20 protein-coding genes are annotated in these 20334 nt (G+C 34.1%); 3 read left to right on the forward strand and 17 right to left on the reverse strand.

All coding sequences use genetic code 11. The features are described 5' to 3' along the window. Nucleotides 1–53: 53 nt before the first annotated feature. The 14 genes from ACREWB_RS17680 to ACREWB_RS17745 all read right to left on the reverse strand — a co-directional run bounded on the left by ACREWB_RS17680 (nt 54) and on the right by ACREWB_RS17745 (nt 15126). Entirely contained in the window at nt 54–1523 is a 1470-nt protein-coding gene (locus ACREWB_RS17680; protein ID WP_431548780.1) for a glycoside hydrolase family 32 protein, read from the reverse strand. 23 nt (nt 1524–1546) lie between these two features. Continuing rightward, a complete protein-coding gene (locus tag ACREWB_RS17685) occupies nt 1547–2374 on the reverse strand; it encodes a carbohydrate ABC transporter permease (RefSeq protein WP_431548781.1) in 828 nt (275 codons plus the stop codon). Next, nucleotides 2375–3259, reverse strand: a complete 885-nt coding sequence (locus tag ACREWB_RS17690; protein WP_431548782.1) for a carbohydrate ABC transporter permease — start codon at nt 3257–3259, stop codon at nt 2375–2377. 84 nt (nt 3260–3343) lie between these two features. Then, on the reverse strand, nt 3344–4672 hold the full coding sequence (locus ACREWB_RS17695; protein ID WP_431548783.1) for an ABC transporter substrate-binding protein: 1329 nt from the start codon (nt 4670–4672) through the stop codon (nt 3344–3346). 237 nt (nt 4673–4909) lie between these two features. After that, nucleotides 4910–6016: an NAD(P)-binding protein gene (locus tag ACREWB_RS17700; RefSeq protein ID WP_431548784.1), complete on the reverse strand. Its 1107-nt coding sequence runs from the start codon at nt 6014–6016 to the stop codon at nt 4910–4912. Nucleotides 6017–6158: 142 nt separating this feature from the next. Next, nucleotides 6159–6863, reverse strand: coding sequence for an MIP/aquaporin family protein (locus tag ACREWB_RS17705; protein ID WP_431548785.1), 705 nt, complete (start codon nt 6861–6863; stop codon nt 6159–6161). Nucleotides 6864–6904: 41 nt separating this feature from the next. After that, on the reverse strand, nt 6905–8395 hold the full coding sequence (gene glpK, locus ACREWB_RS17710) for a glycerol kinase GlpK (RefSeq protein WP_431548786.1): 1491 nt from the start codon (nt 8393–8395) through the stop codon (nt 6905–6907). 126 nt (nt 8396–8521) lie between these two features. Next, nucleotides 8522–9097 carry a glycerol-3-phosphate responsive antiterminator gene (locus ACREWB_RS17715; RefSeq protein WP_431548787.1) on the reverse strand — a complete coding sequence of 192 codons (576 nt, stop codon included), beginning with the start codon at nt 9095–9097 and terminating at the stop codon, nt 8522–8524. 107 nt (nt 9098–9204) lie between these two features. Beyond that, nucleotides 9205–9576, reverse strand: coding sequence for a DUF1667 domain-containing protein (locus ACREWB_RS17720; RefSeq protein WP_431548788.1), 372 nt, complete (start codon nt 9574–9576; stop codon nt 9205–9207). A 5-nt stretch (nt 9577–9581) separates the two neighbouring features. Beyond that, complete coding sequence (locus tag ACREWB_RS17725) at nt 9582–10838, reverse strand: NAD(P)/FAD-dependent oxidoreductase (RefSeq protein ID WP_431548789.1); 1257 nt, start codon at nt 10836–10838, stop codon at nt 9582–9584. 34 nt (nt 10839–10872) lie between these two features. After that, entirely contained in the window at nt 10873–12312 is a 1440-nt protein-coding gene (locus ACREWB_RS17730) for an NAD(P)/FAD-dependent oxidoreductase (RefSeq protein ID WP_431548790.1), read from the reverse strand. A 185-nt stretch (nt 12313–12497) separates the two neighbouring features. Further along, nucleotides 12498–12764: a hypothetical protein gene (locus ACREWB_RS17735; protein ID WP_431548791.1), complete on the reverse strand. Its 267-nt coding sequence runs from the start codon at nt 12762–12764 to the stop codon at nt 12498–12500. Further along, a complete protein-coding gene (locus ACREWB_RS17740; protein ID WP_431548792.1) occupies nt 12751–13857 on the reverse strand; it encodes a DMT family transporter in 1107 nt (368 codons plus the stop codon). The genes ACREWB_RS17735 and ACREWB_RS17740 overlap by 14 nt, the downstream gene beginning before the upstream one ends. 354 nt (nt 13858–14211) lie before the next feature. Further along, nucleotides 14212–15126 (reverse strand): choline/ethanolamine kinase family protein, encoded by a 915-nt coding sequence (locus tag ACREWB_RS17745; protein WP_431548793.1) that lies wholly within the window; start codon nt 15124–15126, stop codon nt 14212–14214. A gap of 391 nt (nt 15127–15517) precedes the next feature. Between ACREWB_RS17745 and ACREWB_RS17750 the strand changes: the two genes are divergently transcribed. The 3 genes from ACREWB_RS17750 to ACREWB_RS17760 all read left to right on the forward strand — a co-directional run bounded on the left by ACREWB_RS17750 (nt 15518) and on the right by ACREWB_RS17760 (nt 18866). After that, complete coding sequence (locus tag ACREWB_RS17750) at nt 15518–16657, forward strand: 1-propanol dehydrogenase PduQ (protein WP_431548794.1); 1140 nt, start codon at nt 15518–15520, stop codon at nt 16655–16657. 242 nt (nt 16658–16899) lie between these two features. Then, nucleotides 16900–18099 (forward strand): histidine kinase, encoded by a 1200-nt coding sequence (locus tag ACREWB_RS17755; RefSeq protein WP_431548795.1) that lies wholly within the window; start codon nt 16900–16902, stop codon nt 18097–18099. A 14-nt stretch (nt 18100–18113) separates the two neighbouring features. Beyond that, the gene (locus ACREWB_RS17760) at nt 18114–18866 is read left to right on the forward strand and encodes a response regulator transcription factor (RefSeq protein WP_431548796.1); all 753 of its coding nucleotides are present in this window, start codon (nt 18114–18116) and stop codon (nt 18864–18866) included. Between the two features lie 123 nt (nt 18867–18989). On the opposite strand, the gene eutM (ACREWB_RS17765) is transcribed toward ACREWB_RS17760, so the two are convergent. The 3 genes from eutM (ACREWB_RS17765) to ACREWB_RS17775 all read right to left on the reverse strand — a co-directional run bounded on the left by eutM (ACREWB_RS17765) (nt 18990) and on the right by ACREWB_RS17775 (nt 20329). Continuing rightward, entirely contained in the window at nt 18990–19277 is a 288-nt protein-coding gene (eutM, locus tag ACREWB_RS17765) for an ethanolamine utilization microcompartment protein EutM (RefSeq protein WP_431548797.1), read from the reverse strand. An 81-nt stretch (nt 19278–19358) separates the two neighbouring features. After that, nucleotides 19359–19658 carry an ethanolamine utilization microcompartment protein EutM gene (eutM, locus tag ACREWB_RS17770; protein ID WP_431548798.1) on the reverse strand — a complete coding sequence of 100 codons (300 nt, stop codon included), beginning with the start codon at nt 19656–19658 and terminating at the stop codon, nt 19359–19361. Between the two features lie 20 nt (nt 19659–19678). Continuing rightward, entirely contained in the window at nt 19679–20329 is a 651-nt protein-coding gene (locus tag ACREWB_RS17775) for a phosphate propanoyltransferase (protein WP_431548853.1), read from the reverse strand. Nucleotides 20330–20334: the final 5 nt, after the last annotated feature.

The raw sequence follows: 20334 nt of genomic DNA on the forward strand, positions 1-20334 counted from the left end.
TCTCCCTCTTCTCATTCATCTTTATAGTAAATGCCCTGTTAATTTTAAGTCCTTTATACTATTTTAATTTCCCACTTTTTAAGGGACACTATGTTACATTCACCCTTTGAAAACAATTTTATAGAAGTAGCATCTGCGCTAGGATATATTCTACCTGTCATTGTCTTTTCTCCATCATTAATAAATACTTCAACTGAACACTTATCTACAAATATTTGTAGTTTCAGTTTATTATCTATAAGTTTCACCTCTGTATTTCTTATTCCCATAGGTCCAATTCCTGATTTATCACGATTAAAACTAAATATACTATTATTAATATTATAAGATAATACCGTTTGTTCTTTTTCATTAACACGTAACTTTATTCCAAACTCACTGGAATTCCCAGCATCAAAGATTACTATAATTTCATAGCTATCTCCGGTTATATCCATTAACTTTTCATAAGCTAACTTCATATCTTGAATCTTATATTCATTTTTTCTATACTTTTTAATTTCGTCGATTGGTTTGAAAATTAATTTATCTTTATAATACAATACCTCTCTAGGAAGAGTCATTGCTCCTGCCCAATTGTCTCCTCTATCATGTGTTGGCATTTTGCTTTCCCACATATCCATCCATGCTATTAATATCCGTCTTCCTTTATCATCAATAATTGTTTGAGGTGCATAAAAATCAAACCCATAATCTACAGGATAATACTGCTTAAACTTAAATGTACCTTCATCAATTCTCAAATTACCTATCATATATATAGTTGAATGTAAATTATTATAATCATTTCCTTTAGGTTTCATATATTGAGGTGAAACCATTAAAACATCATTACCTTCTAGTTTAAATAAATCTGGACATTCCCAACAAATGCCCAAATCCCCATCACTGCTAGCTAAAATGTTAATGAACTCCCAATTGAGTAGATCCTTAGATTTATAAATAGCTACTGCACCATGATTACAATTATCATTTGTTCCTAAAATCATATAGTAAATTTCATTTATTTTTATCACCTTAGGGTCACGCAAATCCACATTACTTATAACCTTTGGAATTTCATCAGTATCTATTATTGGATTGTCCAAAAGTTTAGTGAATGTTACACCATCTTCAGATTTTGCTATACACTGCACCTGCCTATACTCACTTTTTTTGGACTCTTTGGTATAAATGTGTCCTGTATATATAAGATTAAGTTTTCCATCCACTTCAATGGATGACCCTGAAAAACATCCATCTTTATCAAACTCACTATCTGGAGCTAAAGCTATAGGAAGGTAGCTCCATTTCACTAAATCTTCACTAACTGCATGACCCCAATGCATTGGACCCCAAATTGCTTCATAAGGATAATGTTGATAAAATACATGATAGCTACCATTAAACTGAATGAATCCGTTAGGGTCATTGATCCACCCAATCTCTCCCATTAAATGATAATTCAGTCTATATTCATCATTTATTGTACCCTTATTAATTTCTACAAACTCAGTAGCTTCATATAATTTATCCATTATCATTTAACTCACTCCTAGGCTTCTCTTTACTTTATAGATCCTTGTAGAACTCCATTTATTATACTCTTTTGCATAAATAGGTAAACTATTATCACTGGTATTATAGTTAAAATAAGTCCAGCCATAGACAGACCATAATCCACTGTATAAGTACCATAGAAATAGTAGGTTGATAGTGGTAATGTTCTTTCAGTAGCCTTAATTAAAACTAGTGAAGGAAGTAGGAAGTCATTCCATATCCAAAGCACATCTAAAATAGCTATTGTCATTGTAGTTGGTTTTAATAGAGGGAAAACAATTTTCCAAAATATTTGGAATCTAGTACATCCATCAATCATAGCAGCCTCTTCAAGTTCTATGGGAATGCTTTTTATAAAACCATGGTACATAAACACAGCTAGTGCTGCTCCAAAACCCACATACATATATATAAGTCCCCATTTATTATTTAGCATTCCAATTGATCCATAAATTTTAACGAGTGGTATCATAATCCCTTGAAATGGAATAATCATAGACGCAACTAATATTAAAAATATAATTTGAGTATATTTTGTTTTTTTTCTTACAAGAAAATACGCTGTCATAGATGAACATATGATAATTAGAATAACACTAAAAAATGTTACTATAAGCGAGTTAGTAAAAGCATGCATATAGCCCATCTTATCAAAAGCACTTATATAATTATCAAAATTTATAGACTTTGGTAAAGCTAATGGACTTAAGATTATATCTTTTCTAGTTTTAAAAGAGTTCACTATAACAAACAAAAATGGAACTATATATAAAAGTAACACTACTGTTAATCCTACAGTCTTAATAATGTTTAGTTTAAAATTGAGTTTTTTCATTTAAGCTTCCACCTCCATTTTCTTACTAAAGTAAACTTGAACTAATGTAACTACTGCTACCATTAGAAATAGGAAAAATGCCATTGCTTGCCCTACACCATATTGCTGTGATAAAAAGGCTTTATTATATACACTCATGGATATAAGTTCTGTGCTTTTAAAAGGTCCCCCACCAGTCAATGTAAGATTTACATCGTAAACCATAAATGCTCTTTGCAGTGATAAGAAAATGCATACTGTAAATGATGGAATCATCATAGGAAGAACTATTTTCTTAAGTTTTATAAATCCATTAGCACCATCTATGCTTGCTGCCTCTAAAATATCCTTTGGTACATTCATAAATCCGGCAATATAAATAATCATCATGTAACCCGAATATTGCCAAACCGCTACTATTACTAAAGCCCAAAATGCTCTAGTAGGATTTGAAAGCCAAGATGATGAAAAAATTGCAATATCAAAATTCTTTCCGATATATGTTAATACATTAGAAAATATGAATTGCCAAATATATCCTAATATAACACCGCCAATAAGATTAGGAGTAAAGAAACCACTTCTAAAGAAGTTTTGTGCTTTAATTCCAGATGTTAATATATAAGCAAGTAAAAAAGCTATTATATTGGTGAATATTACTGTAAAAAACACATAATATACCGTTAATTTAAATGAAGACCAAAATACCTTATCTTTAAAAACCTCAATATAATTTTTAAGTCCTGCAAAAGACATACCTGAAGATATTCCATTCCAATCTGTGAAAGTTAGAAAAATACCGTATAAAAATGGCAGTATTATAACAGTAAAAAATATAAATGTAGTAGGACCTGCGAAAACTAAATAATTTTTTAACTTTTTAAAAGAGCCTTTTTCTTGATCCATAATAATATCCTCTCCCCCTAATTTTAAAATTAAACAACGGGTAGGAATCATAATCCTACCCGTCACCTAGCATTAATCAGCTATCTATTTTACATTTTTCCAATAATTTTGAACTTCAGTAGCCAGTGTAGCTTTATCAATTTTATTTACTAAATATTTTTGCATCGAAGCACCTACCTCTTTCCAATGATCTGAAGGCATAACTGTCATAAATTGTATTGTTTTTCCATCACTCATGTAACTCTTAATTGATTTTGCCAGAGGATCCTTTGGCTCTAAGGTAATATTTTTAAATGCTGGTATTATATTTGATTTATTTACAAGAATATCTTGTCCTTTATCGCTATACACGAGCCAGTCTAAGAATTTCATTGCTGCTGCCTGTTGATCAGCATCATTATTTTCTTTATCAACACCAATATATTTAGTTACTCCTACAGGAATTCCAGCATTACCATAATCTTCAGCAATATTGCTTACTGGAACTGGTATAAATCCGAAGTTCTCATTTTCACCTGAGAATTCTTTTATTTGTGGCCAAGTCCAGTTTCCCATAAACCAGAAGCCAACTTTTCCAGATCCCATATACTGTTGATCATTTTCATAAGTACCAGCTAATGGATCTTTAATATCTATATTATACTTTTTCATCATTTCTAAAGTATCTATTAACCCGTTAAATTGTGTATTTTTAGCTAAGTCAACTTTGCCTGCCTTTAAGTCCTCTAAGAATTTACTAACTTCTTTTGAATCCTTTGACTGAGTTGCATAAGAAATTGGAAGAAGATGTCCAGCTAGTGACCAATCCATTGGTGATATCGCTAATGCTTCAACTCCACCATCCTTTACCTTTTTAAATGCTTCTTCTAAATCATTAGTTGTTTTAATATTTTTAGGGTCAACTCCAACTTTGTCTAGAACATCTTTATTATAGATTATCCCAGTACCTTCTACAGTAAGTGGAAAAGCCATAACCTTACCATCACTTGTTTTAACAGAATCAAGACTACCTTCCGATGAATCAGAAACCCATTTCTCATTTGTTAAATCCACAAATTTCTCACTAAATTTAGGAATATCTCCTGGGTCTAACATTGAAAGTGATGGTGCGTTACCTGAAGCATACATTGCTGATACTTTTTCAAATGGAGATTGTCCAGCTGCAGCTGCAATAACCTCAACTTTAACGTTAGGATTTTCTTGTGTAAATACCACTGCTGCTTCCTCTAATTGAACTTGAATTTCACCTTTTGAATTTAAGAAAGTAATTTTAACTTCTTTTGCTGATTCAGTCTTTGTTGTTCCCTCTTCAGCTTTTGTTGTACTGTTATTGGTGTTTGCTCCACAACCCACAAGCAAAGATGTCATTAATGAAACCGATAGAATTAAAGATAATAATTTTGATTTTTTCATTTTTTTTGCCCCCATTTAAATTATTATTTACCTTTTGATCATAAGCTTTATGTAAAATTTTATGTAAAGGTTTAACTTATATTTATATTATAAGACTATTGATACTATATGTCAACCGTTTGACATATAATTATAAAAAAAGTTTTTTATAAACAAACAAGCCAGCCATATAGTAGCCCGCTTGTTTTCAACACATTATTCAAAATAAATATCTCAATACTATTTTATTATATGATGTCAATTCGAATAATTATTAATCAGTTTTATAATTGGAGTTGCTAATTTAAGAAAATCAATGCTGCTACTATCACTACATAACTTATCAACCAAATCACCCATGATTTTGCTATCTAAATCCTTAACTGCTGAATCGAATTTATCATCACTTAGATTCTCTAAAAATCTTCTTAATGCAAGAGAATGATTATAATTTTCAAATAATGGTTTAGCAAGTTCCCTATAATCTCCTTGTTTGCAAATATCAAGCCCTGCATATATTCCTGTTAAAATAGATGTATATTGGCCAAACCCAAGACCTGGAGAAATACTACCAAAACAATTACCAACGAAATAAGTATTATCAATTATAGGCCTATCACATATTCCCATAATATATTTTGTTATCTCAAAGTTATCAGTTATTTTAAGGTTTTGATCTAATTTCTTGCATGCTAGATTATAAAACTTTTGCCACATATCATCAATATCTAATTTTATATTGTCAGGATAATCAGGGTAAGCAATAACTAAATTTGCCTCCTTTTCAGAAAAAGGAATAAGCCAAGCATATCCTTTAGGTAATATCTCATAATTAAACCATACATGAGGGTTACTCACCACAAATTCACCTTGGACGATAGCTCCTTTTATAGTGCAAGTAAGATCGCTCCTATAATTACCTAAATCAGAAGCATATTGTCCATCTCCAGTGGCTAGAACTACACACTCAAAATCCTTACACAACTTTCCGTATTCATAAGTTGAGTTAAAATTAATTTTAGCTTTTACTTGTTTTTCTAGTTGGCTTTCATATGAATCAACATGCCTACCTCTTGAATTTGTAGATCCAATCTTCCCATTAATACAACTAATTTCATTTTTAGAATGTATAAAAAGTTTATCCACTTCAGCTATAGGTTTTAAAGTTATATGATAATTCTCTTTTAAGTAAGGTACCCAGTCTTTGTTAGGTCTATTAAGAATACTGAACATTGCTTCTGCATTAACAAACCTATCTCCCACCCTACTTCTTTTTTCAAAAATAGTTGGTGTAATTCCAAACCTCTCTAAAGTTATTGCACAGCAAAGTCCAGACATTCCAGCTCCCATTATAGCTACTTCCATATAAAGCACCTCCTACACTATATAGTGTGTGCTTTAGAGAAATTCCTATTCATTAGTATTTAGTCCGATTTTATACAAATAAAAAAGACTTGTGATTAAACCTTCATCACAAATCTTTTTTACGCTTATTTATTTTGCTATATTAAAAAACTGCTTTGAAAAATACTGCTGCAACTACAGCTCCACATATTGGTGCAACTACCGGTATCCATGCATACCACCAGTCAGATCCTTTTTTATCTTTAATTGGAAGTAGTGCATGAGCTATTCTTGGTCCTAGGTCTCTTGCTGGGTTGATTGCGTAACCAGTTGTTCCACCTAAAGACAAACCAATTACTAAAATAATACCCCCTACAACAAAACCGCCCATTCCCTCAGCAAGCTTTGTATTTACAAATCCTAAAAGTGAAAACACTAATATAAAAGTACCAATAAACTCCGAAACAAAGTTTGAAAAAGTGTTTTTTATAGCTGGGCCTGTACAAAATACAGCTCTTTTAGCATCCGCATCATCAGTAGCATCAAAATGATCTTTATATTGTAAGTAAACTATACAAGCACCTACAAATGCTCCAAACATCTGAGCAATTATATATCCAGGAACCTGACTCCAAGGAAAATCTCCTACTACAGCTAGTGATAAAGTCACAGCAGGGTTAATGTGAGTTCCTGATATTGGTCCGAAAATAAATACCGGAATGGCAACTGCTAGAGCCCAACCAAATGCTATAACTATAAGACCCGTGTTATTACCTTTTGTTTTATTAAGTACTACATTTGCAACAACACCATCACCGAGTATAATTAATATTGCGGTGCCTAAGAATTCAGCTAAATAAATTGACATTTAATAACCTCCCCCGAAATAAAATTAATAATTTACTTTAATTACTCAGCCCAATCCTGAGATCTACCAATTGCTTTATGCCATCCTTTAAGCAGTTCCGCTCTTCTATCTTCTTCCATATTAGATACAAAAGATTTTGATAGTGCCCAATTACTACGTATGTCTTGTTTATCTTTCCAATACCCTACAGCAAGACCTGCTAAATAAGCTGCACCTAGTGCGGTAGTCTCAATTATTTCTGGTCTATCAACTTGTACACCTAATATATCTGCTTGGAATTGCATTAAGAAATTATTAGCACAAGCTCCACCATCAACCTTTAAAGCTTTAAGTTCAATTCCAGAATCTTCTTGCATTGCTTTTAAAACGTCATTTGTTTGATATGCTATAGATTCTAATGTAGCACGAATTAGATGTTCTTTTTTTGCTCCTCTTGTTAGTCCAACAATTGCACCTCTTGCATAAGCATCCCAATATGGTGCCCCAAGTCCTACAAAAGCAGGAACTACGTACACTCCATTAGTATCTTCAACTGCTGTTGCGTATCTCTCAGAATCAGCAGCATTATCTATCATTCTAAGTTCATCTCTTAACCATTGAATTGCGGCTCCAGCAATAAATACGCTACCTTCAAGTGCATATTCAACCTTTCCATCAACACCCCAAGCAATAGTAGTCAAAAGTCCATTTTTAGATTCAACAGCTTCTTCTCCAGTATTCATCAGAAGGAATGCTCCAGTCCCATAAGTGTTTTTAGCAGCTCCTGGCTCATAACAACATTGACCAAATAGTGCAGATTGTTGATCACCAGCGGCTCCAGCTATTGGTATCTCAGCTCCAAATAGTGCAACGTCTGTTTTGCCATAAACACAACTTGATGGTTTAACCTCTGGCAACATAGATAATGGTATATTTAATTCTTCTAATATTTCCGTATCCCATTTTAATTCATGAATATTAAATAACATTGTCCTTGAGGCATTAGAATAATCAGTTACAAATGTTTTCCCCTTCGTCAAGTTCCAAATCAGCCAAGCATCCACCGTTCCAAATAGTAGGTGGCCAGCTTCAGCATCTTTCCTTGCACCTTCTACATTGTCAAGAATCCATTTAACCTTTGTTCCTGAAAAATAAGCATCAAGAATTAATCCAGTTTTTTGTTTTACAATTACATCAAAGCCTTTAGCTTTAAGATCATCACACATATTTGCAGTTCTTCTACATTGCCATACTATAGCATTATAAACAGGGAGTCCAGTTCTTTTGTCCCATACAATTGTAGTTTCTCTTTGATTTGTTATTCCAATAGCTGCGATATCTGAAGCCTGTGCACCCACTTTTGCCATTGCTTCTATAGCAACTGAGAATTGTGAGGCCCATATTTCTGTTGGATTATGCTCTACCCAACCTGCATTGGGATAAATTTGAGTAAACTCCTTTTGTGCTGAACTTTCAATAAGTCCACTCTTGTTAAATAAGATACACCTTGAACTGGTTGTTCCTTGGTCTAATGCCATTACATACTTTCCCATTTTAATACGCCTCCAATTTTTATTGTAATCGATTTCTTAATTTATATAAAAAAAGGCCGAGTAAAATAAAGTATTAAACTTTAAATTTCACTCGGCTCTCATTTCTCTAGCCTAAAATTAACCTATTTAATTATTTAGTTCCCAGAGTTCAGATGCTGTTGTAGATACTGCCATAGCCCCTGAACTAATGGACTCCATTATCTCTATTTTTGTATTTATTAAACCACCCGCAATTATGGGAAGATGTATCTCTTTTTCAAGAGATTTTATTATCTTGCTTGCAATACCAGGCATAACCTCAACTGCGTTAGGTGAAACTGCATTTATATTCTTTATACCAGTTTTAAGTGATAGAGAATCTATAACAAATATTCTCTGAATGGTATATAAACCTAATTTATGTCCATATTTAATATTATTCTGTTTTGTTGTAATTATTCCAAAAGGATTTGCATATTCTTTAATAAATTCAATCCCCTTTTGATCACTTCTTAATCCATCTATCATATCTACATGAACAAACACAACTTTACCAGCCTTTTTTAGTGTATCACATATATCTTTTACGTTTATAATTGAACCATAAAGTATAAATACAATTTGCACTTTACTCGTAATTATCTTTTGTAAGTCCTTCTCATTCCTAATTGCACCAACTACTGGATTTTCTATTAAAAGTTGTTCAAAAGAAAATTCATCCATACTATTGCCTCCAAGCTTATATTTATCCAAGCTTCATTGTTTTCCTACTTTTATTATTGCATATTCAATTGAAATAGTCAATAATTGTTGAAACTTCTAGTTTTTAGCTAAATTTCTTTGTCTTCAATTGTTCTAGTAGCAATAAAATTGACACCAGTGCCTGCAACGTTTTCTAAAATTATATCACCTATATTAATTGGAACATTTACCTTTATTCCCTTTAAAGCTTTTATACATATTTCAATTTTATCTTTTGGAACATCAGTTTCAGTTTTAACTGGAAGCATTATATCATCTCTACCAATTATCTCTACTGTGGAGGTTAAAATCCGTGTAGGATTGGTACATTCCTTTACTCCGTATTCTTGGCCTATCTTACAATTATTTCCTGTTATTTTCACTTCTTTATTATCACTGATTTCAGCAGTGAGAGCACATCCCATTGGGCATCCTATACATACAAGTTCTCTCTTTTCCATAGCTTTTACTCCTTCTCTATTTTTACTGTTATTTCCTTGCAATCAGGATATTTATCGAACATACTCTTGGAAATTTTTAATTCCTCCATTTCACCTGGAGCAAGTACTTTTTTCTTAATATGCATTACCCTAGTTTCGTCAAAATATAAGGATACGTAATTTTCTTTAAAAACTTCTCCCACTCTAAATCTTATTATTATTGACTTGTCTACCTTTAAGGTATTAATTAACGATGGCACAGTATACCTTACGCCGCATTCTCCATTAACCTTAATATACTCTCCATCTCTTTTATCCCCTTTAACATAGGTTGCTGCTTTCCTACCTGCATTAGAACTTTCTAAGGATACATTATCAACTAAATCATGAACATGTAACCCATTGCCACAAGCAAATATTCCCTCTATGTTTGTTTCCATTGATTCATTTACAATTGGTCCACCAGTAACCTTCGATAATTCAACCCCTGCTGTTTTTGATAATTCATTTTCTGGAACTAAACCCACTGACAAAAGTAATGTATCACAGCTTATAAATTCCTCAGTTCCCTTAATTGGTGTTCTATTTTCATCAACCTTTGCAACAATTACTCCCTCTAGTCTATCTTTTCCTTTTATATTTATAATAGTATGACTAAGTTTTAGTGGAATATCGTAATCGTCTAGGCATTGAACAACATTTCTTTTTAAACCACTTGAATAAGGCATAAGTTCCACGACTGCCTTTACTGTCGCTCCTTCAAAGGTCATCCTTCTAGCCATTATTAGTCCAATATCACCAGAGCCTAGAATAACCACTTCCTTGCCAGGCATATATCCTTCAATATTAACAAACTTTTGAGCAGCACCTGCTGTTAGAATTCCTGCGCATCTGCTACCAGGTATATTTATAGCTCCACGAGGTCTTTCTCTACAGCCCATAGCCAAAATAATAGCTTTTGCCTTAATTTCCATAATTCCATTTTCATTAACTGCTGTGATAACTTTTTCCTTTGTTATTTCTAATACCATAGTATTCAAAGCGCGTTCAATCTTATACTCATTTACTTTATCAATAAATCTACTAGCATATTCAGGTCCTGTAAGCTCCTCCTTGAAGGTATGAAGCCCGAATCCATTATGAATACACTGATTTAATATCCCACCAAGTACATTTTCTCTTTCTAATATTAAAATATTTTCTATGCCTTCATCCCTGGCTGCTATTGCAGCTGCAAGCCCTGCAGGGCCTCCTCCAATTATAACTATATCAATCTGCTTCATAAATAACCCTCCTTATCCTATTGTAAAAACAGTTTTATAAATTCTCTTTATTTTCACCAATTACTAATTTAGAATTTTTCCCAAATTTTGTAATTTCTGTTAGAGGAAGATTTAATTCTTTACTTAAAATATCTACAATTCTTGAAGTGCAAAATCCTGCTTGACATCTTCCCATTCCAGCTCTCGTTCTAATTTTAATACCATCGAGAGTTTTAGCACCTAGAGGCCTTCTTATTGCATCTTTTATTTCGCCTTCAGTAACCACCTCACATCTGCACACTATTCGTCCATATTCAGGATTACTCTTTATCAAAATATCCCTTTCCTTATTGCTAAGTTCTCTGAATTTAACAATTCCTTTTCTTATCTTTATAAAATTCTCTTTTGGAGTTGCCTTTAATATATCAGTTACAATAGAAATAACCATTTCTGCAATTGCTGGTGCAGAGGTTAACCCCGGTGAATCAATGCTTGCAACATTTATAAACCCTGGTGAGCTCTTTACTTCACCTATTATAAAATCATTATCTTTAGTTTTGGCCCTTAGTCCTGAAAAAGAAGTAATTATTTGATTCGTCGGAAGATTTTTTACACTTAATTTAGCTTTGCTAATAATTTCATCTATTCCTTCTTTTGTAGTATCCAAATTAGTTTTATCTTCTACATCCACAGCATTGGGTCCCACAAGTAAATTGCCATCCACCGTGGGTGTAATTAAAACTCCTTTTCCAGCCTTTGTAGGTAACTGAAATATAGTTTTAGAAACTAGATTTCCAACAGCTTTATCAAATAAACAATACTCACCTTTTTTAGGCGTAATATCAAATTTCTCTTCAGAAACTAGATTGTTCATTACATCTGAATATAACCCAGCTGCATTTACAATAATTTTGGTTTCTATAACTTCATCATCATTTATTGATAAACTATATCCATCATGATTTTTAACAATATTAACTATCTTAGACCCAAATTTAAATTCCACACCGTTTGCGAAAGCGTTTTCAGCCATGGCTATATTCATTTCATAAGGACAAACTATTCCACTTGTAGGCGCAAATAATGATGCTACTACATTTTCAGAAATGTTAGGTTCTATTTCTCTAGTTTGTGCCCCAGTTAATATCTGAAGATTAGGTACTCCATTTAATTCGCCTTGCTTCTTAAGTAGTTCTAATTCTTCTTTATGGCTTTCATCAAAGCACAAAATTAGAGAACCATTCTTTTTAAATGGAAAATCTAACTCCTTTGATAACCTATCAAACATAGAATTGCCCTTAGCATTTAATTTACCTTTAATGGTATTTGGACCAGCATCATGACCAGCATGTACAATCGCACTGTTAGCTTTTGTTGTCCCGGAGGCTACATCTAATCCCTTATCCACTACTATTACCTTTAAATTATATTTACTAATTTCCCTAGCAACGGAAGCACCTATAATTCCTGCACCTATAATTACTACATCATACATTAAATAATCCCTCCTAGCATCTACTTATAACCTGCTTCGAAAAATAAAAGGACAAAAAAAACCACAACTAAAGCGTAAACTCTAATTGTGGCTCTCAATATCTCGGCCATAAATATTTCATTAATTTAATAATAACACAGATTACTTTAGAAGTCTAGTAGTAAATACAATTTTAATCCAAATTATCAGTCTTTAATGTATTTATTAATTGTAGCTGCACCTTCTTCGTTTGCATGATAGTAAACCCTTAAGTTATCTGTTTTATCCATTTCAAATCTTGTTTCTTCAAGAAGGCCATTAGCCTCAGCTGTCATTAACGCTGAGATTACATCTTCTCTGTTAAGTGCTTTGAAGTTACCATATTCGCCTTTTAAAACTTCAATAACATCTTCTGCACAAGCTTCTTTAACTTTGGTAAAATGTTTTAAAATCGCATAATTAAGCGCTTTCATACTTACTTACCTCCTTTTTTTTGAATAAGTCCATTGGATTCATAGCAATTACTAATATACCAAATACCATTAATAGGGCAGCAATCCAAACGATAGGAGGTAACGCCCAACCTTCCATACCTGCGAATACTCCAAGAATTATCCAGCAGCAGAACGGTCCCCAAAATGAGAATGTACCATTACATGCCATGCCAAGAGCTGCACCACACATACTATTACCTCTATACCAGGTCATATATGAAACGAAGGCACAAAAACCACTTATAACAAACCAAATCATAGCAGGACCACTTGAGAATGCCTGAACAACAAGGCTAGTTGAAACCTTCATACCACCTGCCATCATACCGAAAAGTGGAACTAAAATGATTAAGTTTGAAACACCTGATACTGTCTGACGAATAGCAATACCAATTTCAGCGTCAATCATAGATGTACCATAACCAGCTACACAACCTTCAAATCCCCAACCAAGTGCTGCGATAAAAGCAATACTAATGCCTAGGAACATACCTTTTGGTGCATCTCGACCTATACTTGCACTACCAATCATAAAACTAGCAAAAACACAAATAGCTATACCTAACACCATACGCCTGCTTAATTTTTGTTTGTATAATACTCTACCTAAAATAGCTCCAATAGCTGGGCAAAGAGCAGTAATAGGAATAACTATTGAACCAGCCATCTGAAGCCCAACAACATATGCTGTGCTAGAAATAGGACCGCCTACAAGAGCTGCTAAAATCATCACACGACCTGGAGTGGTGTGAATACATCTAAAGAAATCTCCAAGCTTCCCTCTAACACCTGCATAAACTAATGCCCATATAGCACTTAACGCATCATTTACCGCACTACCAATTGAACCTAGTAAAAATGTTATAGCAAAAACAGATAGACCAGCTGTGTTTGCACCATACCAATCACCCCAAACCCCCTTAGACATACCCAATGTCATAAATGCTGAATAGAATCCATACATAACACCTGAGAATAAAGCAATCCTAATACCTTTTTTGTAAAATTGTGATGATAACTTGTTTTTAGCAGCAACTGCAGTGGCATTAACTGCTTCTGTAACCTCGCTCATAAACAAAACCTCCCTTTTTATTAAAAACGTTTTCATTAACAATATATTAGTGCTTAGAAAACCATTTGACTTTATGTTAATAATAACTTAAGAAGCCATTTTTTCATGGCATAAAGTGCAATTTTTTACTGCATTATATCCGCCAGTTTTTTTAAGTTTTTGTACTATCGTTACTTTATTGTACTAATAGTCTTAATTAAGACATCCTCAGTTAAGAAGATAATTCCTTTCCCCAATTTTCATCATAAAAAATACACCCCATTGAAACGGACACAACTCTTTTTTAGTTGTGCCCATTCAATGGAGTGTAGTTCAGATATCAAAACACATTTTCTCTAGCACCGCTATGACTACCTAATTCTTTACCATATCGGCAATAGAATAATCTGATGAAACAGTAATCGCCTTAACATTCTTCTGAAAGCGTTCGTATCTAATACTGCAATAATCCAGAAAATCGTCACCGCTGTAGTGTCTAATCATTGCCCATACCATCCAAAGCAAATCCTGCGCTACCATATAGCATTTTATTTTTAATATTTCTTCAGCTGTCAACCCTTGGTCATAGTAGCCTAAAAGAAAATATTCAATTGCCTCTTCGTTTAGTCTGGATTCAAGAATATACGCAGCCACATCCCAGCTTGGGTCGTTCATTCCAGAATATTCCCAGTCTACAAGGTAAGTTCTACCATTGCCATCCACCACAAAATTTTCGGGCACTGTGTCGTTATGACATGGAACAGAAATTGTATTTTTGATATTTTTTTGCATAAAATCAAGCAATTGTTTTTTTAATACAGTATAGTCAAAGAAAAAACCGCCCTTAAGCTCTTGAATAATGTTTTCGTATTTAGTAAGCTCCATTTGCCAATCGAAGGAATTAGGAAAATGTTTTAGGCTAGAATGGGTTTTTTTCAGTAGGTCAGAAACGGCATTAAGATTTGTTAGAGAGCTTGGGTCTGTTTGAGCAATGTTTTTGCTATTTTTAATGTATATACAAATTTTAATCCCGCTAACCTCATCAAAACAAACACACTCAGAATTTATACCAAATTCCGAAGCGATGCGATTGTTCTCTTTTTCAATTTTCCGATCGATCATTAGGTTAGTCATGCCACCAGGTTGGCGAACAACGTACTCAATTCCCTTGATATTCATAAGGTAATTGTAATTGGTAAGTCCTCCTGCGAAACGTGATTTGTCGAATATAATGCTATCATCCTTAAAAACGAGACGCAATTTTTCTTGTACTAATTCTTCCATTTTCATTAATAATTCCACCACACATATTTTAATCTATTATTTTCTTTACTTTTGAATTTCGCTTTAGTGTAAATTTTCTTCACAATTCCTACTAACAGCCCCTAATATTTAGTATCTACAGTCTATTATACTGATTCCTAATAGTAAAGGGTATTTTCGCGAAACAAATGTTGAATATATTATTATTATATCACATTATCATCTCAAAAAAGATAAAAAGAAAAAATCATACTTTTGAAGTAGCTATTGTTCAAGAAAAACAATATTGTACAATATCGGATTTTAACTGGTTACAATAGTGCTAAAACTATATATTAAATCTGCAATAAAGTAGTTATTCTGTATGATATCATATATTATGAGTTTACTGTAGCGTCAAAAATAGGAGGTCCATATTATGGAAGATAAGTTTAAACTGAAGTCCAAGGTTTATTTTAATAAGGACTCTATGCACCTTTTAGAACAGGTTAAAGGTACTAGAGCATTTATTGTCTCGGACTCTATAATGGAAACGCTGGGATATCTGAAAACTGCCGTAGATTACCTAAGCAAAGCGGGAATAAGTTCCATTGTTTTTTCTGGAGTACGCCCAGATCCAGATGTTAAAGTAATTACAGAGGGATTGAAACTATATGAGGAAAGCAATGCAGATGTCCTTGTTGCAATTGGCGGGGGTTCTGCCATCGATACAGCCAAGGGAATTCTGTATTTTTCTTGGAAGTTAAAAAGTGTAGCGGGTAGTGAAATGAAAAAACCTCTGTTTATTGCGATTCCCTCCACAAGTGGAACAGGGTCGGAAGTAACGGACTTCACCGTTATTACTTCTGAGGGTACAAAGTTGTGTATCGTAGATGAGTTTATAGCGCCAGACATCGCTATACTCGACTCTACCTGTATCCAACATGTTCCCCAGCGTGTGGTTGTGGATACTGGCATAGATGTTCTAGTTCATGCCGTTGAAGCATATGTTTCCACAAATGCAACGGACTTTACAGATGCTCTTGCGGAAAAAGCAATCAAACTGATTTTCGAAAACATTGAGAAACTTTACAAGGACCCCAAGGATCCAGATGCCAGAGATCGTGTGCAAAACGCTTCTTGCATGGCAGGAATGGCATTTACAAATTCAAACCTTGGTATAAATCACAGCCTGGCTCATGCCCTAGGAGCGACTTTCCACATTTCCCACGGCCGCTCCAATGCGATTTTACTTAATGCGGTGATGGAATACAACGCCGACTTAAGAGGAAGTGCCAACGTTTATGCTGCAGAAAGATACGCAAAACTGGCAACTATTCTGCAGCTTCCTGCTCGGACGCCACGTGAAGGAACTGTGAATTTCATACAGGCTGTAGGTAAGCTGAAAAAAATTCTAGGGATAGAAGTGAATATTCGGATGCTTGGAGTTGATCAGAATGAGTTTGAAATTGCTTTAGATCATATGTCCGAAACAGCCATGTTGGATCGTTGTACCCCAACTAATCCTAAACAACCTTCTAAAGAAGAACTTATTGGTATTTATCAAAAATGCTATTAACAAATATCCAAAACCATTAATGGTTAGCAATAAAAAGAGGTTGAAACTTAGAAATCTGAGTTTCAACCTCTTTTTTCAATAAAACACCTGTCAAAACATAATATAGGTTGTTTACTATTATAGCTTTATACCTTATAATAGTATAAGATATGCACAGACTTGAAGGAAAATTGTAACCCATAGAATTTCAATAATTCATTTGTTAAAAATAAATTGCATGGTAGAAAAGGTGGGCTAAAAGCATGTATAAAACTAATAATCTGCTGAAAAATTTAATAGCCTCCAATATTTTATATACCCGCTATATGAGTATTTTATCTCTGTCAGATCTTCCCCTATTTTTGGTAGATACAAATGGAGATATTTTGTTTGAGTTTATTCCATCCCCGGATTTTTGTACATATATATGCCAGGAAAGTAGAGGTCGTGTATGCCACGACTACAAATGCCGACTCAATCTTAGCGGAGAGAATAGATTTGTCTGCCATTATGGGCTTGAAAATATCCTTTTTCCCATCACACTGCAGGATGAGACTGTGGGTTATATATCCGGTGTACAATCATATTTGGAAGGCAACGAATATCAAAAATGTATGATTGAAGTCCATTCCCTGAAAAACGATAAAAGTCTAGAATTGGAATTTATCGGCAAATCTATTTTGTCACTGAAAACAGTGGAATCAACTAAAATTAAAATACATGAGCAACTTTGCGCCCATATTGCCAAAAATATTTCTCTTGACTTGTCCGAAAGCCTTAGCCAATCAGATCCAGATGCGGTAAGGTTGTGCATTGAAAAGGAAATTCTAGAGAAAAAGATTATTGATTTAGAAGGTAAAAACATGGCTCTCATTATCAATCCCCATTTTTTATTTAATACCTTGAACTGTATTGCCCGCATTGCGTATTTTGAGCATTCCCAAACGGAGGAGCTTATCTATTGCCTTTCCGACTTGCTCAGGTACAATTTAAAGCAAAACAATCAACTACACACCATCGGTGCCGAAATTGACAACATTAAGAAATATCTGTATATCCAGAAGGTAAGATTTAAAAACCGTCTTGAATATGACATCCTCATTCCGGAGAATATTAATGCTTACAGAATCCCCAACATGGTGATACAGCCTATTGTTGAAAACGCTGTTATTCACGGCATCACCCCAAAACGAGATGGAGGCAAAATAAGCATTTACGCAGAAGAATATAAAAACGAGATCGTAATTTCCATTATTGATAATGGAAATGGTTTTCCAAAGGATGTTTTGCAGAACATACAACAATTTGAAAATAAATCAGGTCTAGGGTTTGGAAATACAGATAAACGTTTAAAACGATATTACGGAGAACAATATGGTCTTAAAATAGTAAAGTCTGACTATAGCGGAAGTACCATAACTATCACCATTCCCACCGAACCTATTGAGGGGTTATTACTATGAATGTGGTCTTGATTGTGGAAGATGAAATACTTGAACAAGATTTCCTCAAAACAATTGTGCTTGAAACTCTTTCTCCAGAGGATACGCTGCTGACCTGCGAAAGCGGAGTTCAAGCCATTAAACTTGCAAAGCAGCATCAACCGAATATTATCATAATGGACGTGATGATTCCAGAAATGGATGGTCTAAGCGCCCTTCACGAGATCAGAAAATTTCTTCCAAGTGTTTGTATCACCATTTTATCTGCCTATGCGGACTTTCCCAATGCACAGAAAGCCATTAAACTTCGGGTTTTCGAATACCAGTTAAAGCCTATCAAGCCCAAAGTCTTCAAAGAAATTTTCCTTAAAATGCTGACCTCTGTAGCCGAATATCCTGTTCTATTGGAGGAAACGACTGAAACAACCATCATAGAACACAAGGAATACCAACATAACTTTATTGAGGAATCCGTAAAATATATTAAAGAACAATTCAAAGAGAGATTAACTTTGGAAATGGTAGCATCTAAGGTGTTTATGAATCCTAAATATTTCAGCCATGTTTTTAAAAAGGATATCGGCATTTCATTTACAGAGTATGTAATTGATCTGAAAATTCAATATGCCTGCAGGTTGCTGGGGACAACTAATTACCCTGCTTACCGAATTTCAATTGAATGTGGCTTCTCAGATCCCTCTTATTTTAACAGGGTATTCTCTGCGAAGATGAACATGACTCCAAATATCTATAGAAAATGTAGATATGCTTCAAAAACGAAAGAATGAACAAAGACTACACAAAAATTTTTGTGTAGTCTCTTTTTATCTTATTTAATTAGTAGTTGAATCATATCTTTATATTGTTTCACCTTATACGATGATTTTGCAAACTTCACCATTTTTTTTGTTTTATTCCTTGTCTATTGTTTTAGGAAGAATAGCTTCAACTTCAGAATGTGGACGAGGGATAACATGAACAGAAACCAGTTCTCCAACGCGTTGAGCTGCAGCAGCACCAGCATCAGTTGCTGCTTTAACCGCACCAACGTCGCCTCTTACCATTACTGTTACTAGACCACCACCAACAAATTCTTTACCAACTAGGTAAACATTTGCTGCCTTAACCATTGCATCTGCAGCCTCAATAGCTCCAACTAAACCCTTTGTTTCAATCATTCCTAATGCATCTTGTTTCATTTTTTTGTCCTCCTAATATTTTATTTATTTTTTTTATAATTCTAGTATAATTTATGTTAATTACTCTCATGACCTTAGATTTTATTTTGCCTCTTCTTCTCTCTTCATGGTTTTTGGAAGAATAGCTTCAACTTCAACATGTGGACGAGGGATAACATGAACAGAAACCAGTTCTCCAACGCGTTGAGCTGCAGCAGCACCAGCATCAGTTGCTGCTTTAACCGCACCAACGTCGCCTCTTACCATTACTGTTACTAGACCACCACCAACAAATTCTTTACCAACTAAGTATACATTTGCTGCCTTAACCATTGCATCTGCAGCCTCAATAGCCCCAACTAAACCCTTTGTTTCGATCATACCTAATGCATCATATTTCATTTTTATTTCCTCCTAATTTTTTATTTTGTAATTATAATTTTTGATAAGGAATTAAGATTCATAGCATTTGCTTCTTCTGTGTCAAGATGACATTCTAGTGAAGAAGCTTCATTAGCTCTAACTGCCACATTATTATAAGTGCCCCCACGTTCCCCATTAATCTGAATGGATACCATCTGTCCATCATGTACACCAAGACCTTGTGCATCTTTAAGTGTCATATGAATATGTCTTTGTGCAACAATCAAACCTTCTGTTGTCTGAACAGATCCCTTGGGACCAATTAACGTAATTCCCGGTGTTCCCTGTAAATCACCTGATAACCTTGCCTGTGAAACGGTGCCAAGTTTGAAGGAATCTCCTGTGAGAACTTCCACCTGTGTCTTACTACGCACAGGACCAAGAATTCTAACTTTCTCAATGGCACCCTTTGGTCCGCAGATTGTTACAGTTTCCTTACATGCATACTGTCCAGGCTGTGATAAATCTTTACTTTTTGTCAACTGATACCCATCTCCGAACAGACCCTTTAAATCAGCCTGGGAAAGGTGAATGTGACGATTGGAAACTCCAACTGGAATCTCATATATGTCTTCTTTCACTTCTGTAGACGAATCATTAGCTTGAACAGTCTCCAGCAAAAGCTTTAGAACAGCATTATACTTATCCATTTCCA

This window comes from Clostridium sp., assembly GCF_050717635.1.
Classification (GTDB): domain Bacteria; phylum Bacillota; class Clostridia; order Clostridiales; family Clostridiaceae; genus Clostridium_AD.